Annotated in this window: 17 protein-coding genes; 8 read left to right on the top strand and 9 right to left on the bottom strand. The window is 56.1% G+C overall.

Annotation, left to right across the window (positions count from 1 at the left end; translation table 11 throughout):
* Nucleotides 1-2: 2 nt before the first annotated feature.
* Nucleotides 3-461 carry a DNA polymerase III subunit chi gene (locus HFD95_RS13735; RefSeq protein WP_010251657.1) on the bottom strand — a complete coding sequence of 153 codons (459 nt, stop codon included), beginning with the start codon at nucleotides 459-461 and terminating at the stop codon, nucleotides 3-5.
* Nucleotides 462-526: 65 nt separating this feature from the next.
* Nucleotides 527-2,038, bottom strand: a complete 1,512-nt coding sequence (pepA, locus tag HFD95_RS13740) for a leucyl aminopeptidase (RefSeq protein WP_010251654.1) — start codon at nucleotides 2,036-2,038, stop codon at nucleotides 527-529.
* Between the two features lie 268 nt (nucleotides 2,039-2,306).
* Here pepA and lptF point away from each other — a divergent pair, with 268 nt between their 5' ends.
* Both lptF and lptG read left to right on the top strand, forming a co-directional pair.
* The gene (gene lptF, locus HFD95_RS13745; RefSeq protein ID WP_010251651.1) at nucleotides 2,307-3,407 is read left to right on the top strand and encodes an LPS export ABC transporter permease LptF; all 1,101 of its coding nucleotides are present in this window, start codon (nucleotides 2,307-2,309) and stop codon (nucleotides 3,405-3,407) included.
* On the top strand, nucleotides 3,407-4,483 hold the full coding sequence (gene lptG / locus HFD95_RS13750; RefSeq protein ID WP_010251648.1) for an LPS export ABC transporter permease LptG: 1,077 nt from the start codon (nucleotides 3,407-3,409) through the stop codon (nucleotides 4,481-4,483). Before lptF ends, lptG begins: the two co-directional genes overlap by 1 nt.
* A 236-nt stretch (nucleotides 4,484-4,719) precedes the next feature.
* Here lptG and HFD95_RS13755 read toward each other — a convergent pair whose 3' ends face one another.
* The gene (locus HFD95_RS13755; protein ID WP_167430357.1) at nucleotides 4,720-5,355 is read right to left on the bottom strand and encodes an NADPH-dependent F420 reductase; all 636 of its coding nucleotides are present in this window, start codon (nucleotides 5,353-5,355) and stop codon (nucleotides 4,720-4,722) included.
* Nucleotides 5,356-5,456: 101 nt separating this feature from the next.
* Between HFD95_RS13755 and HFD95_RS13760 the strand changes: the two genes are divergently transcribed.
* Entirely contained in the window at nucleotides 5,457-6,365 is a 909-nt protein-coding gene (locus tag HFD95_RS13760; protein ID WP_033787469.1) for a LysR family transcriptional regulator, read from the top strand.
* A gap of 9 nt (nucleotides 6,366-6,374) precedes the next feature.
* Here HFD95_RS13760 and HFD95_RS13765 read toward each other — a convergent pair whose 3' ends face one another.
* From HFD95_RS13765 to HFD95_RS13775, 3 genes are all read right to left on the bottom strand, one after another.
* Nucleotides 6,375-7,655 carry a DUF445 domain-containing protein gene (locus tag HFD95_RS13765; RefSeq protein WP_033759683.1) on the bottom strand — a complete coding sequence of 427 codons (1,281 nt, stop codon included), beginning with the start codon at nucleotides 7,653-7,655 and terminating at the stop codon, nucleotides 6,375-6,377.
* A 26-nt stretch (nucleotides 7,656-7,681) separates the two neighbouring features.
* A complete protein-coding gene (locus HFD95_RS13770) occupies nucleotides 7,682-9,184 on the bottom strand; it encodes a helicase HerA-like C-terminal domain-containing protein (protein ID WP_167430358.1) in 1,503 nt (500 codons plus the stop codon).
* A 119-nt stretch (nucleotides 9,185-9,303) separates the two neighbouring features.
* A complete protein-coding gene (locus tag HFD95_RS13775; protein ID WP_167430359.1) occupies nucleotides 9,304-10,875 on the bottom strand; it encodes an ABC transporter substrate-binding protein in 1,572 nt (523 codons plus the stop codon).
* 689 nt (nucleotides 10,876-11,564) lie between these two features.
* Between HFD95_RS13775 and HFD95_RS13780 the strand changes: the two genes are divergently transcribed.
* Genes HFD95_RS13780 through HFD95_RS13790 form a run of 3 tightly spaced genes read left to right on the top strand, consistent with a single transcriptional unit; the run spans nucleotide 11,565 to nucleotide 15,366 of the window.
* Nucleotides 11,565-12,293 carry a gluconate 2-dehydrogenase subunit 3 family protein gene (locus HFD95_RS13780; protein ID WP_010251628.1) on the top strand — a complete coding sequence of 243 codons (729 nt, stop codon included), beginning with the start codon at nucleotides 11,565-11,567 and terminating at the stop codon, nucleotides 12,291-12,293.
* Nucleotides 12,294-12,329: 36 nt separating this feature from the next.
* Nucleotides 12,330-14,099, top strand: a complete 1,770-nt coding sequence (locus tag HFD95_RS13785) for a GMC family oxidoreductase (protein ID WP_010251625.1) — start codon at nucleotides 12,330-12,332, stop codon at nucleotides 14,097-14,099.
* Nucleotides 14,100-14,103: 4 nt separating this feature from the next.
* Entirely contained in the window at nucleotides 14,104-15,366 is a 1,263-nt protein-coding gene (locus HFD95_RS13790) for a cytochrome c (protein ID WP_033769526.1), read from the top strand.
* Between the two features lie 43 nt (nucleotides 15,367-15,409).
* Here HFD95_RS13790 and HFD95_RS13795 read toward each other — a convergent pair whose 3' ends face one another.
* The 3 genes from HFD95_RS13795 to HFD95_RS13805 all read right to left on the bottom strand — a co-directional run bounded on the left by HFD95_RS13795 (nucleotide 15,410) and on the right by HFD95_RS13805 (nucleotide 17,380).
* Entirely contained in the window at nucleotides 15,410-16,078 is a 669-nt protein-coding gene (locus HFD95_RS13795) for a MarC family NAAT transporter (RefSeq protein WP_010671772.1), read from the bottom strand.
* A 24-nt stretch (nucleotides 16,079-16,102) separates the two neighbouring features.
* Nucleotides 16,103-16,738 (bottom strand): hypothetical protein, encoded by a 636-nt coding sequence (locus tag HFD95_RS13800; RefSeq protein ID WP_010251615.1) that lies wholly within the window; start codon nucleotides 16,736-16,738, stop codon nucleotides 16,103-16,105.
* Nucleotides 16,739-16,870: 132 nt separating this feature from the next.
* Nucleotides 16,871-17,380: a DUF2501 domain-containing protein gene (locus HFD95_RS13805; RefSeq protein WP_010671770.1), complete on the bottom strand. Its 510-nt coding sequence runs from the start codon at nucleotides 17,378-17,380 to the stop codon at nucleotides 16,871-16,873.
* A gap of 544 nt (nucleotides 17,381-17,924) precedes the next feature.
* Between HFD95_RS13805 and HFD95_RS13810 the strand changes: the two genes are divergently transcribed.
* Both HFD95_RS13810 and HFD95_RS13815 read left to right on the top strand, forming a co-directional pair.
* Nucleotides 17,925-18,326: a DUF2382 domain-containing protein gene (locus HFD95_RS13810; RefSeq protein WP_167430360.1), complete on the top strand. Its 402-nt coding sequence runs from the start codon at nucleotides 17,925-17,927 to the stop codon at nucleotides 18,324-18,326.
* Nucleotides 18,327-18,342: 16 nt separating this feature from the next.
* Nucleotides 18,343-19,338: a YsnF/AvaK domain-containing protein gene (locus HFD95_RS13815; RefSeq protein WP_167430361.1), complete on the top strand. Its 996-nt coding sequence runs from the start codon at nucleotides 18,343-18,345 to the stop codon at nucleotides 19,336-19,338.
* Nucleotides 19,339-19,360 lie beyond the last annotated feature (22 nt).

A 19,360-nucleotide genomic window follows, 5' to 3' on the forward strand; every position in this document is an offset into this window, starting at 1 on the left:
TGCTATGTCGTTTGCGGCTGTGGTGGCGCTGCCGTATTCAATTGGAATCCAACGCTGCGATACGCTTTATAGCGGTCGCGCGCCAGTTGTTTGAGCGTGTCTTCGTAAGGAACGAAGTCTATCACTTCATGGAAAGCAGTAGCAAAATCTGCGAAGTGGGGCAGCAGGCTAATCAGCAGGTCGCGCGGTGAACTGCCGCGACGCTGTGGCCAGGCCAGCTCAACCGGCGCACCGTAGCGCGGGCCTTCACCCGCCAGGTTGTGTGGCACGAAGGCGTTTGCCGGTCGTTGCCACAGCGCTTCGTCGAGACGAATGGCTTGCTGTTCATCTTCGCAGGCGATCAACACCCGCTTTCCGGCCCGCCAGCGTGTTTCCGCCAGATTGCACACCAGCGCTTCAACGGCGCTAAGGCCATCGCTCGTTGCATCGGTTTCCAGCACGTAGAAGGTTGCGTTTTTCATCGGTTTGCTCATCAGAAGATCAAGGGCGGAATGATATCCGCCCTTGCTGTCAGAAAAGAGGGCGCTTAATCGTCGCCGTTCAATCCTGCCCGATTCAACAGAAATTGCGACAGCATCGGCACCGGACGTCCGGTGGCGCCTTTGGCCTTGCCGGAGCGCCAGGCGGTACCGGCGATATCCAGGTGTGCCCAGTTATATTTGCGGGCAAAGCGTGCCAGGAAGCAGGCGGCGGTAATCGCGCCGCCGGGACGGCCACCAATGTTCGCCATATCGGCAAAGTTGGACTCCAGCTGCTCCTGGAACTCATCCGCCATCGGCAGACGCCAGGCGCGATCGCCTGACTGCTCCGAGGCGCTGATCAGCTCATGCGCCAGCGGATTGTGGTTCGACAGCAGGCCGCTGATGTGATGACCCAGCGCAATCACGCAGGCACCGGTCAGCGTCGCCACGTCAATCACCACTTCCGGATCGAAACGTTCAACATAGGTCAGCGCATCGCACAGGACCAGGCGGCCTTCGGCATCGGTGTTCAGCACCTCAACCGTCTGGCCAGACATGGTGGTCAGCACGTCGCCCGGACGCATCGATCGGCCATCCGGCATGTTTTCACAGCCCGCCAGCACGCCAACCACGTTCAGCGGCAGATTCAGCTCTGCCACCATACGCATCACGCCATAGACGGCGGCCGCGCCGCACATGTCATACTTCATTTCGTCCATGCTGTCGGCAGGCTTGATGGAGATGCCGCCGGAGTCAAAGGTCAGCCCTTTACCCACCAGCACAATCGGACGTGCTTCCGCATCCGGATTGCCTTTGTATTCAATTACCGACATCAGCGATTCGTTTTGCGAACCGGCCCCGACAGCGAGATAGGCGTTCATGCCCAGCTCTTTCATCTGCTGTTCGCCAATGACGCGGGTGGTGACATTTTTGCTGAAGGCATCCGCCAGCTGACGCGCCTGTGACGCCAGATAGGCGGCGTTACAGATATTAGGTGGCATGTTGCCGAGATCTTTAGCCGCTTTCATACCGGCAGCGACCGCTAATCCATGCTGGATCGCCCGTTCGCCGCTGGTCAGTTCACGGCGGGTCGGCACGTTAAAGACCAGCTTGCGCAGCGGACGACGTGGCTCTGCTTTGTTACTTTTCAGCTGGTCAAAGTTGTAGAGCGCCTCTTTAGAGGTCTCTACTGCCTGACGCACTTTCCAGTAGGTGTTGCGGCCTTTGACATGCAGCTCGGTCAGGAAGCAGACCGCTTCCATTGAGCCGGTGTCGTTGAGCGTGTTAATGGTTTTCTGAATGACCTGCTTGTACTGGCGTTCATCCAGCTCACGCTCTTTACCGCAGCCAATCAGCAGAATACGCTCGGACAGGATATTTGGCACATGATGCAGCAGCAGTGTCTGGCCCACTTTTCCTTCCAGCTCGCCGCGGCGCAGCAGGGCGCTGATGTAGCCGTCGCTGATTTTATCCAGCTGCTCGGCAATCGGTGACAGACGACGCGGTTCGAAAACGCCAACGACAATGCAGGCACTGCGCTGTTTTTCCGGGCTTCCGCTTTTTACACTGAACTCCATGCACTCTCCTGAATCTTAAAGACAACGGCCGCTGCTGCCGCTAGAATGTAGCGCGCTCATGACCCATTTATTCATCGTCGCAGCATGACATTCTGCTGCTGGAGGTCATAATGAATCAGGGTGACAAGATGTTGTTTTTTCACCACCCGGACGCGTTTTTCATACAAATTTAGCTACGGCGACGGCCATTGATGAAGAAAAATGGCTGATAAGCGTTGAAACTAGCGATTTTCCTGCAAAAAGACAAGTTTTCACAGGCGTACTAAGCGTGATCATCATTAGATATCTGGTTCGGGAAACGCTCAAAAGCCAGCTGGCTATCCTGTTTATCCTGCTACTCATCTTCTTTTGTCAGAAGTTAGTCAGGATCCTGGGTGCCGCGGTGGATGGCGAAGTGCCGACAAACCTCGTTCTGACCTTGTTAGGACTCGGTGTGCCTCAAATGGCACAACTTATACTGCCCTTAAGTCTGTTTCTGGCGATCCTGATGACGCTGGGGCGGCTCTACACGGAAAGTGAAATTACCGTGATGCACGCCTGCGGCCTGAGTAAGGCCGTCCTGGTAAAAGCGGCGATGGTTCTGATGCTGTTTACCTCGATAGTGGCGGCCGTGAACGTCATCTGGCTGGGGCCATGGTCATCCCGCTATCAGGATGAGGTGACGCAGAACGCCAAAGCGAACCCGGGTGCGGCAGCAATGGCCGCCGGACAGTTCCAGACCTCCAGCGACGGCAGCGCCGTGCTGTTTGTCGAGGATGTGAAGGGCAACAACTTTGGTAACGTGTTCCTGGCGCAGTTACGGCCAAAGGGCAACGCGCGGCCTTCAGTGGTGCTGGCTGACAGCGGTCACATGGAGCAGCATAAAGATGGCTCGCAGGTGGTGACGCTGGATAAAGGCACCCGTTTTGAGGGCACCGCTCTGCTGCGTGATTTCCGTATCACCGACTTCACCAATTATCAGGCCATCGTAGGCTATAAAGCGGCAACGCTCGATCCTAACGATGCAGAACAGGCAAGCCTGACCGACCTGTTCGCGAATAAGACACCTGAGTTTCAGGCCGAGCTGCACTGGCGTCTGACGCTGGTGTTCTCGGTGCTGGTGATGGCGCTGATGGTGGTGCCGCTCAGCGTGGTGAACCCACGTCAGGGGCGCGTGCTGTCGATGCTGCCCGCCATGATGCTCTATCTGATTTTCTTCCTGTTGCAGAGCTCGCTGAAGTCGAGCGGCGCGAAAGGGCGGCTCGATCCGGCGCTCTGGATGTGGGTGGTGAATATCAGCTATCTGGTGCTGGCGGTGCTCCTTAACCTGTGGGATACGGTGCCGATGCGTCGGATTCGCGCCCGCTTTACCCGCGGAGGGTCGGTCTGATGTTTCGCGTACTTGACCGCTATATCGGTAAAACCATTTTCAATACCATTATGCTGACGCTGTTCATGCTGGTGTCGCTTTCCGGCATCATCAAGTTCGTCGATCAGCTGCGCAAGACCGGCCAGGGCAGCTACAACGCGCTGAGCGCCGGTTACTACACCCTGCTGAGCGTACCCAAAGATATTGAGATCTTTTTCCCGATGGCGGCCCTGTTGGGCGCACTGCTGGGACTGGGCGCGCTGGCGCAGCGCAGTGAACTGGTGGTGATGCAGGCGGCGGGCTTTACCCGCATGCAGGTTGCGCTGTCAGTGATGAAAACTGCGATTCCGCTGGTGTTGCTGACCATGGCGATTGGCGAGTTTGTTGCGCCCTCGGGCGAGCAGATGGCGCGTAACTACCGGGCGCAGCAGCTTTACGGTGGCGCACTGGTGTCGACGCAGAACGGTCTGTGGGCGAAAGATGGCAATAGCTTTATCTTTATCGAGCGCATTAAAGGCGACAACGAAATTGATGGCGTGAGCATCTACAGCTTTAACGATCAGCGTCGTCTGCAGAGTGTGCGTTACGCGGCGACGGCGACCTGGGATGCGGCTAAGAAGCGCTGGATACTGTCGCAGGTTGATGAGTCTAACCTGACCGATCCTAAGCAGATTACCGGTTCACAGAGTCTGAGTGGCGAGTGGAAAACCAATCTGACGCCGGACAAGCTGGGTGTGGTTGCGCTGGATCCTGACGCGTTATCGATTCGCGGTCTGCATAGCTACAGCAAATATCTGAAGCAGAGCGGCCAGGAATCGGGACGTTATCAGCTGAATATGTGGAGCAAAATCTTCCAGCCGTTGTCGGTGGCGGTGATGATGCTGATGGCGCTGTCGTTTATCTTTGGTCCGCTGCGTAGCGTGTCGATGGGTGTGCGTGTCGTAACCGGTATCAGCTTTGGCTTCCTGTTCTACGTGCTGGACCAGATTTTCGGTCCGCTGAGTCTGGTTTACGGTCTGCCGCCGATTCTGGGGGCGATTCTGCCGAGTTTTGCGTTCTTCGCTATCAGTATGTTTATGTTGATTAAGCGGCGCTAAGCGCAATGAATGCAGTAAAAGAAAAGGCCGCGCAAGCGGCCTTTTTTGTTTTTAAAGTGAAGGCTCAGGGAGCATACGCCTTCCACAAAGACGCAAAAGCGCCATCCGTGGCGGCTCAGCGCGGGCCATCCCTGGCCCGCGATGCTTTGCTACAGGCGTATGCTCCCATCGCTTTACGTTTGTGGGTCGTCTGTAAGCCACGGTTTCAGCGGCTTTATTCTGCGCTGATGCCCTGTTTATGCGGAGTGCCGGGTCGTCTCTTTCAGTGTCCTGATGAGTTGCTCTCTGTTCAGGGCTACGCAATAGGCGGGCGTCACACGCTCGAAACGCCAGCCTTCCGCTAACGATCCCGCATCCACGGCATCAAATCCAAAAACTTCATATAATGCCGTGGCGGTCGCTTTCCCTTCGCTATCATCCCCCGCCAGCGGTAATGCCTGCCGGTTAGCATCGCCCGGCGGCAGGCCCTGCGTTTCAAGATCGGTCATGCGGATGGCATTGAATGCCTTGGTGACGCGGCTGTCAGGAAGCAGGCGGGCAAGCCGTTCACTGGTGCTGATGCGGCCATTGAGCAGCTCTTCAATTTCGCCATCGCGGTCGGGATAGTAATTGACTGCATCAAGCACGATTTTTCCCTGCAATTCTGTGGCCGGAAGTTGTTCCGTAGCCGTGAGCGGCACGGCAATCACCACCACGTTGCCGAATTCTGCGGCCTCGGTGGCGGTGCCGGTTTCACAGCCAATCATCGGTTTCAGGCTGAACAGCGTTCGTGGATCGCGCGAGTTGCTGAGCATCACCTGATGTCCTGCCTGAATCGCCAGTTTTGCAATCGCCCGGCCAACAAAGCCTGCGCCAATAATGCCTATTTTCATACGTTTCTCCTTGATGAGTTTCACGCACTGACCTTAATTAAAAACAGGAGGTGAATAAATCGACAAACAGACGCAATATAAACAACCAACAGGAGGGAATCATGGATCGGCTTACCAGCATGAACGTGTTTGTTACCGTCGCGGAATCGGGCTCGTTTGCCGCCGCCGCCGGGCATTTGCAAATCTCACCGCAGATGGTGGCGAAGCATATCGCCATGCTGGAGAAGCATCTCGGTACGCTACTTCTGCATCGCACCACCCGACGACAAAGTCTGACGGATGTGGGCCGCAACTATTTCGAACGCTGCAAAATCGTGCTGGCAGAGGTGCAGGAAGCGGATGCGATCGCGCTGGATATGCAGCAGCGGCCGTCCGGTACGCTGAAGGTCAGCGCCCCGGTCACGTTTGGTTCTTTTAGCCTGGCGCCGTTTGTGACCCGCTATCTTGACCGGTTTCCGGAAACGCAGGTCGATCTTGAACTCAGCGATCGGCTGGTCGATCCGTTTGAAGAGGGTTATGAGGTGGTGATCCGGATTGGTGCGCTGGCGGACAGTTCGATCATCGCCCATCCACTGCAGCCCTACCGGCTGATAGCCTGCGCGTCGCCAGCCTATCTGGCGCGGCACGGTGTTCCCGCCACGCCAGCGGAGCTGGTGAACCACGCCTGTCTCGTTTATGGCATCTGGTCGCCCTCAAAACCCTGCCGCTGGGTATTCAGCCAGGCCGGTAAGGTTGAAGAGGTGCATCCGCAGGGGCGCATGCGATCAAATGACTGGAAAGCGCTGCTGCATGCGGCGCTGGAGGGTTATGGCATTACCCTGGGGCCGGCCACCATTCTCTCTGAAGAGATCAGACAGGGCCGGCTGGTCCAGGTGCTGCCCGATTATGCCGGGCCAGCACGACCCATGCATGTGCTGATCCCGGCGGGCCGCCGCCAGACGGTGAAAATCCGCAGCTTTGTTAGCGCTATTATCACCGAGTTTGGCCTCTATCCACCCCAATCCGGCTAAACCAGGCGGTTATCGGCTCAGCAGCGGGAGTAACTGGGGCAGCTGCGACAACAGGTAGAGAATCAGACCGATGGTGCCGCCAACCAGCGTGCCGTTGATGCGGATAAACTGCAGGTCTTTGCCGATATTAAGTTCGATCTGCTGCGACATGTCACGTGCATCCCAGCTCTTCACGGTGTCGCTGATGTGGCGCGTCAGGAAGCCAGCAAACTCGGGTGCAACGCTGCGTGCGGCCTGTTCCAGATGCTGATTCATCGAGTCACGCAGTGCCGGGTCGGCCGCCAGGGTTTCGCCCAGCCATAAGGCTGCACCACGCACTTTCTCCTGCACCCGTGAGTCATCACTGCTGAGATCCGCCTTGAGCCAGTTGCGCATATCATTCCACAGCTCGCCGATGTAACGATTGAATGAGGCATCTTCTTTCAGCCAGCCTTTGATCTCCTCGGCACGCTCTGCCATTTCCGGGTCGTTCTGCAGTTTAACGATCAGCTTGTCGACCGCCCGGTTGAAGCCGAGGCGCAGCTCATGCCCCTGATCCAGCGCCACATCATCCAGCAGTGAATCGACCGCGTTTGCCACCAGCTCGGCGCTGTGTTCGCCCAGCCATTCGGTTGGCAACATTTTGGCTTTGATCGGATGCTCGCGTTTCAGCCAGCGCACCAGCTGCATGGCAATAAACTCGCGGGTACTGGGCTTGTGCAGCAGCTTCAGCAGTTGTTCGATTGCCGCGTCCAGCAGCGCCTGATGACGGTTGTTTTTCGTCAGGCTCTCCAGCAGCAGGGCGCTGGTCTGGCTGAGATCGACCTTGTCGATGGCGCGATGTACTGCGCGGCGCATGAAATTCTGGATCCGTGTGTCATCGGTCAGATCAAGGAAGCCGCGCATGACCTGCAGCAGATGGCGGCCAATGCGGTCAGCATTGCCCGGCGCATTCAGCCATTGCGCCAGCAGGTTGGAAGGATCGTGACGGCGAATCAGATTCAGCAGCGAGTCGGTATCAAGAAACTTCTCCTGCACAAAGCGACCGAGGTTTTCACCGATACGATCTTTGTTGCGCGGAATGATGGCGGTATGACGCGAGATAAAGGGCACCGGCACGCGCCGGAACAGTGCGACCACCGCGAACCAGTCCGCCAGCGCGCCGACCATCGCAGCTTCTGCTATCGCCTTTACGCCGCTGACCCAGAAGCCGGGTGGCAGAAAAAGCGTAACGATAAAGGTAATTGCAGCCAGCAGTAACAGCAGAAGCGCCAGACGTTTCGTCCGTTTCAGTTCGTGTTGTTTATCCATATCCTGATCTTAGCAGAGAGCCGTTTTCATCGGCGACGACCACCCAGCAGGCTGCCGAGTACGCCACGGATGATCTGATTGGTAATCTGGCGCGTAGCGCTTTTCGCCATGGTCTGCACCACGCCATCGTGCTTGCCGCCGCGCGGGCCGGTTCGGCCAAACAGGATCTCTTTCAGCCCGCCGAGAATGCCGTTATCTACCGCGACATCGTCGCCTTTCGACGGAGGCGCACTGGCCTGATCGCTGGCGGCCTGAAACCCTTTTTGCAGCTTCTCAAACGCCGATTCGCGATCAACTTCGTTGTCATATTTGCCATAGAGCGGTGAATGGTTGATCAGGCCGTTGCGTTCATCGCCTGTGACCGGACCCATACGTGAGCCGGGCGCAATGACCATGGCGCGCTCTACCACCGACGGACTGCCTTTGGCATCCAGGAAGGAGATCAGCGCTTCGCCGGTGCCCAGCGCCTGAATCGCCTCGACGCTGTCAAACGCCGGATTGGCGCGCAGGGTATCGGCGGCGGTTTTTACCGCTTTCTGATCTTTAGGGGTAAAGGCGCGCAGGGCGTGCTGAACGCGGTTGCCGAGCTGGCCCAGCACCCGATCGGGAATATCCGCCGGGTTCTGGGTGACGAACCAGACGCCGACCCCTTTGGAGCGGATCAGCCGCATGACCTGTTCTATTTTCTCCAGCAGCACCGGCGGTGCGTCGGTAAACAGCAGGTGCGCCTCATCAAAGAAGAACACCAGCTTTGGCTGATCGAGATCGCCCGCTTCCGGCAGGTGCTCATAAAGCTCCGACAGCAGCCACAGCAGGCTGGTGGCGTAGAGTTTTGGCATCTGGTAGAGCTTCTCAGCAGAGAGGATGTTGATGACGCCTTTGCCGTTGCTGTCGACGCGCATCCAGTCGGCGATATCCAGCATCGGTTCACCAAAGAAGTGCTCCGCACCCTGTTGCTCCAGCGTCAGTAACCCGCGCTGGATGGCGCCGACCGAGGCGCTGTTGATGTTGCCGTAGTGGGTCTGGAAGCTTTTGGCGTTGTCACCGATGTACTGGGTCATGGCGCGCAGATCTTTGAAGTCCAGCAGCAGCAAACCCTGGTCATCGGCGATGCGGAAAATAATCTGCAATACGCCGCTCTGCACCTCATTCAGGTTCAGCAGCCGCGCCAGCAGCAGCGGCCCGAGATCGGAGACGGTAGCGCGAACCGGATGGCCTTTCTCGCCGAAGATATCCCACAGCACCACCGGATTGCTCTGCGGCTGCCAGTCGGTGACGCCGATTTTCGCCAGCCTCTCCTGCAGTTTTTCGCTGGACTGCCCAGCCATCGCCACGCCGGTCAAATCGCCTTTAACGTCAGCCATAAAGACCGGTACGCCGCTGGCGGAGAACGATTCAGCCAGTTTCTGCAGCGTAACGGTTTTACCGGTGCCGGTCGCGCCGGTGATCAGGCCGTGGCGGTTGGCCATTTGCGGCAACAGATGAAGTTCGACGTCTGGCGTACGGGCAATCAGTAGCGGGGAAGTCATGATTTCCACTCTCAGGCATTGGGTTATGCCTGAAGGATAGCAAGCCGGAGCGGCACAGGAGGAGAACTATTCATCAAAAAAAGGCCGCTGCCCGGGGAGCAGCGGCCTGCAACAGTGGTTTACTTCTGAACCTCTTCAAAATTGAGCAGGCTGACCCCGATGCCCTGCTGCAGGTGACTGAGGTTGCTGCGCACCGCCACCTGGGTTGCGCCCTGTAACAGCATGACAAACGGCGAATCCTGCTGGATGCGGGTTTGCAGCCCGGTGTAGAGATTGCGACGTTTCACCGCATCGCTCTCTCCGGCGGCAGCGCGGGTCTGTGCACTCAGCTCCGGAATCGTCCAGCCGACGCGCCACGCCAGGGTTTTGCCGCCGCCCGGCACGTTATAGGCAAAGGTGCTGGCATTGGTGTTGGGATCGATGTAGTCCGCGCCCCAGTAAGTAAAGATGGCCTGGAAGTCCCGGCTGCGCATTTTGCTCCACAGCTCCGATTCCGCCACCGGCTGGATATCAAGCTGCACATCCGCTTTGGCAAAGCTGGCCTGCAGTGCCTGCGCCACATCAATGTAAGGCGGCTGGTTCACCACCGTCAGCGCGATATGGGTGCCAGGTTTGATGCCGCCTTTTTGCAGTATCGCCTGCGCCTTTTTCAGATCGTAATGGAACGGTGTCGTGTTCAGCGCACCATCGAAGCCGTCCGGCAGGAAGCTCTGATGAATGCGGTACTGACCTTTCAGCAGCTGGTTCGCCAGGCTGTCATAGTCAACCAGCCAGCGCGCCGCCTGCCACAACGCCGGATTCCCCAGCGCCGGTTGCTGCGGGCTTTGGGTGTTAAAGCCCAGGTAGTAAACCAGGCTGGACGGGAAGGCGTCGACACGCACATTCGCCACATTTTTCAGCGCGGTAATCTGATCCGGGCCGAGCTGATAGGCGACATCCACATCACCCTGCTGGATCAGCAGACGGCGGCTGCCTGGATCGGCCACACCTTTCAGCAATACCCGCTTCAGATGCGGCTTCCGGATGCTGTTGGGATTGGCTTCCAGCACCAGCGCCTGCAGCGGGACAAACTGTTTGATGGCATAGGCGGCGCTGCCGGCGGAGTGCACCTTCAGCCAGCTATTGCCGTAATCGTTGTTGCTGGCGTGCTGCTGCGCCAGTTTGCTGTCGACGATGGAGGAGACCGGCGCGGTCAGCAGGCGCAGCGCCAGATCGCTGCCGATCTCCGCTGGCCAGCGCAGTTCAAGCTGGTGGTCATTAATTACCGTGAACTGCTGATCGATGTTTTCTGGCGTCCAGCCAAATTCACCCAGAATAAAAGAGGGCGCTTTATTGAGTTTTACTGCACGGGTTAATGAGAAGACCACATCCTGTGCGGTCACGGGATGACCACTGGCGAAGCGGGCCTGCGGATTAAGATCAAACACCAGGCTATGAGGCGTTTTGCCTGCCTGCCAGCGCGTGGCAGCCAGCGGCGAGAGCTGCTGCGGATTCTGATGATCCGGCTCCAGCAGCGTCTGGTAGATATTGCGCAGGCTACTGGTGCTGACGGTCTCAAAACTTTCCGCCGGGTCGAAACTGATGATGCCATCAAGCGGAACGGCAATTACCAGCGTGTCGCCAGGCGTGGCGGCGTGTGCCGGGTGAACCAGTGCCAGAGCCGTAAACAGGGACAAGAGTGTTTTTCGCATGGAGGGTTATCCTGAGTCGTTGATAGCTCTACTCTATCGGGCGCCGGATAATCTCCAAATGCGGGTTTCTTATGAGCTTTGCACAATTATTAGCGTAGTCATTCAGGCAAAGAGACAAAATAAGATAATGACGGTCAGTAATTATTTTATTGTCATTTTACAGCGGGCGGAATAAAGCCGGTTTTACTCAGCCGATCACAAATTGCGCACAGTCTGATTGTATGACTATCAAAGTCACTATAGTGTTAACGGTGAGAATCATTCTCTTGTATGGAAGTATGATATTTTTTTATCGGTTATCTGGCGTGATGATGACAGAGCGAAAATAATAACCCTCATTCCTGCGTTAAAAGAGTTAAATACCCGATGTTTATGCGGTTTTACCCCCGATTTCCGCGCTGTAAATCTTTTACCTCTCCGCAACCCTTTCGCAACACCATGATAAACTTTTACTAAGACACATCTTAAATTCAATTTTTACATCCAGACATATTTATATCCCTAAGATTGCCAGGTTATTAACCGATAAGTTCCGTTAGTCACCGAACCATAATTCTACCTGCCCTTGTCTGTTCTGCCGTCGTCTGTGCCGCGTGCGTTGATCTCTGCGGGGAATTTTCCGCCTGCACTCAGCCTTTCAGCTTCATAACAAATAAAGCGGGTATTTAGCAGATGAGAGTCGTGCGGATATGCTTTTAGAAAAACCCACCACCAGGCGTAAATTTTTGCTCGGTTCACTGCTGGCGTTGCCATTAAGTGAACTGGTCTTCAAAGGCATTACTGCGGCACAGGCGGCAGAGATGGCCGCACCGGAGTTAGCCGATTATAAACCGATCTTTTTTAGTGCCGATGAGTGGCAGTTTATCCTGGCCGCCACTGACCGTTTGATTCCGGCAGGCGGCAAAGGCAAAGCGCCGGGCGCGCTGGAAACTAACGTGCCGATCTTTATCGATCAGCAGCTGCACAGCGAAGCGTTTGGCAGCGAAATCTACATGCAGGGGCCGTTCAATACGCAGGCGCCCGCAACCATGGGTTACCAGATCCCGTTCCGCCCACAGCAGATGTATCAGACCGGTATCCGGCTGATTAATCAGTGGTCGCAGAACACCCATCAGAAAGCGTTTCATGCACTGACGCTGGAAGAGAAAGATGCGGTGCTGACCCAGGTAAACAAAAACGAGATCGACTTTGCTGCACTGGGCGAAGCCGATCTTAAGCCTGCGCATTTCTTCAGCCAGCTGCTTTCCGATACCAAGCATGGCTACCTTGCTGACCCGATGTACGGCGGTAATAAAGGCATGAAAGCCTGGATCGCCATCGGCTTCCCCGGCGCGCGTGCCAGCTTCACCGAATGGGTGAAACAGCACAACGTTCCTTATCCGCTGGGTCCGGTCAGTGTGAAGGGCGAACGCGCGTAGGGCGCGTCCACATCAGGTATTTGAAACAGGATTATCATGGCACAGGTTACTAAAAAAGAAGTCGACGTCGTGGTCTGCGGCCTCGGCTGGGCAGGCTCGCTGATGAGCATCGAGCTGGCACTGGCAGGTCTGGACGTACGCGCCCTTGAGCGCGGCGGCGATCGCGATTATGACGAGTTCGCCTACCCGAAACCAGCGGATGAATACGCCTATGCGGTGCGCAATAAAGTATTTGCCACCCCCGCCGAAGTGGCGGTCACCGTCCGCTACAACAGCAGCCAGACGGCATTGCCAACCCGTAAATGGGGTGCGTTTGCTCCGGGCACCGGCGTAGGCGGTTCCGGCCTGCACTGGACCGCAGTACTGATCCGTCCGACACCGACCGATATCAAACTGAAGACCTATGTCGACGAGGCTTACAAGCCGGGCATTCTGCAGGATGATATGCGGGTGATGGACTTCCCGTTCAGCTGGGAAGAGATCGAACCTTACTACTATAAATTCGAACTGATTTGCGGCCAGTCGGGCAACACCGGCAACCTGCGCGGCAAAATTCTGGAAGGCGGCGATCCGTTTGAAGGCCCGCGTTCTGAGCCTTATCCGCTGCCTGCGCTGGATGACACACTGAACAACGTGATGTTCAAAGAGGTGGCGACCAAACTCGGTTACCATCCGTTCCCGAACCCGTCGGCCTGCGTGTCGCGTGCGTGGAAAAACCCGTACGGCAACCAGATCGCGCCGTGCAACTACTGCGGCTACTGCAGTAAATATCCCTGCCTGAACTACTCCAAAGCGTCGCCGCAGACCGCCGTAATGGATTCACTGAAGCGTATGCCGAACTTCTCCTATGAAGTGAACGCGGAAGTGATCAAGGTCGTGCTGAACGATGATAAGAAAACCGCGAAAGGCGTGATCTACATCGATGCACAGGGCAATGAGTGCTTCCAGCCAGCGAAAATCGTGGTGCTGAGCAGCTTCCAGCTCTACAACGTGCGACTGATGCTGCTCTCCGGCATCGGCAAGCCTTACAACCCGATTACCGAAGAGGGTGTGGTAGGGCGTAACTACGCGTTCCTGTCCAACGGCGGCGCGACGCTGTTCTTTAAAGATAAAAACTTCAATCCGTATGCGACGGCGGGCGCGACCGGCCAGATGTTTAACGATATCTCGCCAGGCAACTTCGACGGCCCATCACTCGGCTTCCTCGGCGGCGCAAAGATCCACAGCTCACAGGCGACCGGTACGCCGATCAGCACCGCGCTGCCAAAAGGCACGCCGACCTGGGGCATGGGATACAAGGAAGGTCTGGAGGAGTGGTACGGTCATTCGATGAAGATCAGCATCACCACCACCTGTCAGTCTTACCGCGATATCTATCTGGATCTCGATCCGAACTACAACGATCACCGTGGCCTGCCACTGCTGCGCATGACCTTCAACTGGAAAGAGAATGAGCTGAAGCTGCAGCAGCACCTGAAAGGCATCGTCGGCAATATCGCGAAAGAGCTGAACCCTGACAGCATGAGCATGAGCTTCCTGCCAATGGGCGCGGACTTTGACCTGACCAAATATGTCTCTACCCACAACGTGGGCGGGGCCGTGATGGGCGATAACCCGAAAACCTCGGCGCTGAACAAGTATCTGCAGAGCTGGGACGTGCATAACGTCTTTGTGCCGGGCGGCAACGCTTTCCCGCAGAACTTCCAGGCGAACCCGACCGATACCATCGGTGCGATCACCCTGATGGCGGCACAGGCGATCAAAGATCAGTATCTGAAAAATCCCGGCCCACTGGTACAGGCATAAGCGCATGAATAAGCTGAAACTGAAATCTTTTATCTTTGCCAACGCGGTGCTGTTAGCCAGCGGATTTGCGCTGCCGGTTCACGCCGAAGATGAAGCGCAACTGATTAAGCAGGGCGAATATCTCTCGCGGCTGGGCGACTGCATGGCGTGCCACTCCCTGCCTGGTAAGCCTGACTATTCGGGCGGGCTGGCGATTGAGTCGAACCTTGGCACCATCTTCTCCACTAACATCACGCCCGATAAGCAGCACGGTATTGGCAACTACAGCGAGCAGCAGTTCTCGGACGCGGTGCGCAAAGGGGTATTACCGGACGGTTCGCATCTCTATCCGGCGATGCCTTATCCTGATTACGCCAAAATCAGTGATGCCGACATCCACGCGCTTTACGTCTACTTCATGAAAGGCGTGCAGCCAAGCGCAGAACAGCCGCCGGAAACCGATCTGAGCTTCCCGTTCAGCCAGCGCTGGGGCATGCGTTTCTGGAACTGGGCGTTCGCCTCGGATAAGCCGTTCCAGCCGATCGGTGGTGCGTCAGCAGAGGTTAACCGCGGTGCCTATATCGTGGAGAGTCTGGGCCACTGCGGCAGCTGCCATACGCCGCGCGGTCTGGGCATGAATGAGAAAGCGCTGGATAGCGGTGACGATAAATTCCTGGCAGGCGGCAGCCTGAATAACTGGGATGTGCCGTCACTGCGTGGCCTGCCGCGCTGGAGCGAGCAGGAAGTGGTGGACTACCTGCAGACCGGCCGTAACGATAAAGCGGCGGTGGGCGGCGAGATGACCTCGGTGATTGAGCACAGCAGCTCACACATGACCGACGCCGATCTGAAAGCCATCGCGGCCTACCTGAAGTTCCTGGGCGGCAACCCGCCATTGCAGGCGTACAACGTGCAGGCGCAGCAGGCAACGGAAGCGAAGCTGACCGCGGCGAAGAACCTGAGCGAAGGCGAGCGTCTCTATCTGGATAACTGCGGTGCCTGTCACTTCGTGACCGGCAAAGGCGCCCCGGGGATCTTCCCGGAGCTGGATCAGGCGACGATCGTCAATGCCAAAGATCCAACCGGTCTGATCCACACCATCCTGGCCGGCGCACAGCAGCCTTCCACCGCGAAGGCCCCGTCGAAACTGGCGATGCCAGGCTTTGGCCAGCGTCTGAGTGATGAAGAGGTGGCGCAGCTGGCGACCTTTATTCGCCAGGGCTGGAGCAACACCGCGCCAGCGGTGAGCAAAGATCAGGTTGCTGAAGTGCGTAAAACGCTGAAGTAATCGAGCTTTCCCCTCTGCCCGTTCGGAGAGGGGAAATCCCGGATTAGTGAAAGGTGCGCACCACTTCCAGCACGCCGTTAATGATAAACTGCACGCCCATACAGACCAGTAAAAATCCCATCAGGCGCGATATCGCCTCAATGCCGCTTTTACCCACCAGCTTCATGATGGCACCCGAACTGCGCAGTGAAATCCACAGGATCAGACTCACCAGCAGGAAGATCAGCACTGGCGCGACGGTGATGACCCAGGCCGGAAAGTCGACGCCGCTTCTTACCGTCGAGGCAGAGGAGATGATCATCGCAATGGTACCTGGCCCGGCCGTGCTTGGCATCGCCAGCGGCACAAATGCGATATTCACCGGCTCTTTGGCTTCATCCAGCTCATCCAGTTTCTGCTTTGCTTCGACAGAATGGCCGGCAGGTTTAGCCGGGAACAGCATCCGAAAACCGATAAAAGCAACGATCAGGCCGCCCGCCATGCGCAGGCCAGGAATGGAGATGCCGAAAGTATTCAGCACCGCGCTGCCCGCATACCACGCCACCATCATGATGGCGAAGACATAGATAGAAGCCTGGCGCGCCTGTCGGTTGCGCTCCTGGAAGTTCATCTCACCCGCCAGCCCCAGAAACAGCGCCACGGTGGTGAGTGGATTGGCGAGCGGCAGGATCACCACCAGCCCCAGACTGACTGCTTTAATTAACTCCAGCATGACAAATCGCCTTTTCCGTGGTGATTAGTGCTTCGGACGCTCCAGCGCCTCAAGCAGTTCCGGGAAGAAGTCCTGCAGGATTTCAGGCGTCATCAGTTCGGGATACTGCATCAGATGTTCGCGGATACGCTCATTGATGTCCGGCAGCAGACGCTGGGCCGCGGCGCTGGCGGTGATTTTGTGCTTCTTCATGGCGCGCAGCAGATCGCCCGGCAGCGCGTCTTCGTCGTCGGCGTCATCCACCATCTCCAGCGCGTCCAGCTCGTCGAACATCTCCATCAGCGCTTCGGTCTGTGGCGTGCGCGACTCATATTCACGCGGATGTTCATCTTCCAGGAAACGCAGCATGGCGCGCATTGGCGTGCCGTCTGGCGTGGAAGGCGGCTCAGTGGCGAACCAGCTCAGCAGCTGATGCATGGTGACCTGATGGACGCGAAAGCCGCTGTCGACCAGCTCATCCGCCAGCAGCTCGGCGGTTTCGTTTTCAATCACGCAGATGTGGGTACGTTTGGGTTCGTACTGCTCCAGCCACTGGTAGATCTCTTCAATCACGCCATCGTCATACTCGAATTTTTTGGTGACATAGCTGTCGTCCTGTTCGTGAACGCAGGCCTGAATCTGATCGGGGTCGAAGTAAAGTGCGATGTTGATGCCTTTCATGCGTGCTGTCCTGTAGAAATCAAAACAACACTATAGCGCTCAACCCCAGGTTAAGGGAATGTCAGGCGTCACAGCATGGGGGGCGTTTAACGCTCCCCTCAGAGCTGAGAGGGGAGAGAGAAGGGAAGGTGATCAGGAGATAAAGTTTTTGCCCTGCTTCAGCACCACGTCACAGGCTTTGGTTTTCAGCTTCTCACCCATTGGCGAGTTGCTCAGGCTTTGCAGATTCAACTGCTGGCCATTACCGGTATTCAGCAGACCGGCCACGCCCTGGGTGTAATCGGTTTTCTGTTCCTGCGCGGTGGTGGTGTTCAGACCGAGCTTGCTCAGCACCTGGTCTTTGACCGACTGCACGTTGTTTTTCACCACGTTGTGTTCGACGCAGTACTGCATCACACCAGCGGCGTTGGTCATGCTGTTGGCGCTGACCGCTTTATCGCCGCCACCCAGCATGCTGGTAATGGTAGAAAGCGACATGCCGCCATTCTGCTGCGTGGTGCCGGTGCTGCTGCCGTTGTTTTGCTGGCTGAGCTGTGACGCTGCACTGCTCAGCTGATCCTGCCAGCTTGCCGCTGATGCACTGCCTGCGACCAGAAGTGCCGCCAGTCCCCATCCCCACGCACTGCGTTGTGCTTGCTTCATTTCAACCTCGGTATGTGCTTATTCAGTTTTCCTAAGAAAGGCTGACGGGCAGAAAGTTCCTGACTTCCTTTTATAAAAAGCGTCTTAAATAGCACTTTGGGAATCTTCTGTAATAAGAGCGATAAAATATTCAGATGCTTGTGGGTGTTATTATTCTGTGAAGTGATTAACTGAAGGCAGTAATAAGCACATCCCGCGGAAATATTATTTAATATCCTCACGATTTTTATCAGGAATTGTCCTGGTTTAAATTAAAGTTACCGCTTTGCTTATAGCGTGTTTTCTAAGCGCTTGCGTCTGGTCTGGTAATATTTACCTGCGAAATAATATTAATATAACCTCATGTATTTTAGTTATTTTTTATTTTTAGCGTAGCGGTGATTTAAGCCAGATTGCTGTTTTTTGATGCGGTTTTTTGTGCCGTAATTAAATTGAGTTAGCGGAGTTTTTTATTATTCCGGCTTGCGAAATCAGCCAGAGTGTTCATGCTTAATCACTGTGTCAGGCAGTTGTGGCAGATATTTAATTTAACGGGAGCGATATTATGGCTGGACAGCCAGAGCACAATAATAATGCAGAGGTCACGCTTAAACTCGCTGAAGAGCAAATAGCCCTGACGAAGCAAAAGATTGTGGATGGACATGTCCGTGTTACCCGTTCCACAACTGAGCATGACGAGGTCATCAGTACACTGCTTAACCGGGAGAAGGTTGAGGTTAAGCATGTAGCGAAAGCGCAACCCGTTGAAACGATGCCCGAAATCAGGGAAGAGAACGGTGTACTGATTGTCCCGGTAGTAGAGGAAGAAATCCAAATCGTCAGAAAGCTGGTGCTTAAAGAGGAGATCCACATCCGAAAAGTGCAGGAGAATGTTCCTTTTCAGGAAGTGGTGACCCGACGTGAGCAGCAGGTGAACGTTGAAAGAGATGACGATCAAATTAGCTAACAGAGAGGAACCTATCATGGCACATGAAAAAATCGTAACACTGTTCGATTCTGCAAATCAGGCAGAGGCCGCGAAAAGAAATCTCGTGAAAGCAGGCTTTTCTGATCGGGACATCAGTCTTATCAGTGGAGAACGTTTGCAGGAGGAAGGACACTCTATCCGCCATCCGAGCATCTGGCAGCGTCTGTTTGGTCACTCCGTTGATAAAGAGCAGGCCGATGTTTACACCAGAGCGATGGACAAGGGCGGCGTAGTGCTGACCATTCGTACTGAGGAGGAGAAGCTGGCTCGCGCCATGACCATTCTCCATTCTCATGACTCGGTGGACGTTCCGTCACGTATGCAAAGCTCGGTTGAGAATGGCACTACCGCGCCGGGCATCAACCCGACGACGGCAGGCAAGCAGTTTGCTGGTGAGACCAACGACCGACAGGTTGAACCGCGACGCACCTCACTGACCGGTGATGAGAGCGAAGCTGACATTCTGCGTCTGGCCGAAGAGCAGGTTGAAGTGGGTAAACGTCTGGTGAGCGAAGGCTCTACCCGTGTTCGCCGCTATACCGTGACCGATACCGTATCTGAAGATATCTCGTTGCATGAGCAGCACGCTGACATCTTCCGCCGTTCGGTGAATGAACCCGCGCTGGCTGGTGAAGTGGACTGGTCAGAGAAAACCGTCGAGGTCGCTGAGACCCATGAACAGCCGGTGATCAACAAAACGACCCACGTGAAAGAAGAAGTGGTGGTGCGTACCGACGGCAGCGATCGTACCGAGACCATTAACGACACGGTGCGTCGTCAGGAAGTGGATATCGACCATGCACGAGGTGGTCTGGAGCGCGATCTGCCGGGTACAACCGCAGGGGTAAAACCTGCGACCGCAGCAGCAGGCACACAGTCACCAGGGGTACATAACCGTGACCACAAAGAGAGCCTGACTGAGAAGGTGAGTGAGAAAGCCAGCGAAGTGAAGGATAAGGTCGGGAACAAATTGCACGATCACTCGCATTGAGGCGCTTATCCTGACAACAACA

The sequence above is a fragment of the Pantoea sp. EKM10T genome, from assembly GCF_011800685.1.
In the GTDB taxonomy this organism is placed as follows: Bacteria; Pseudomonadota; Gammaproteobacteria; order Enterobacterales; family Enterobacteriaceae; genus Pantoea; species Pantoea agglomerans.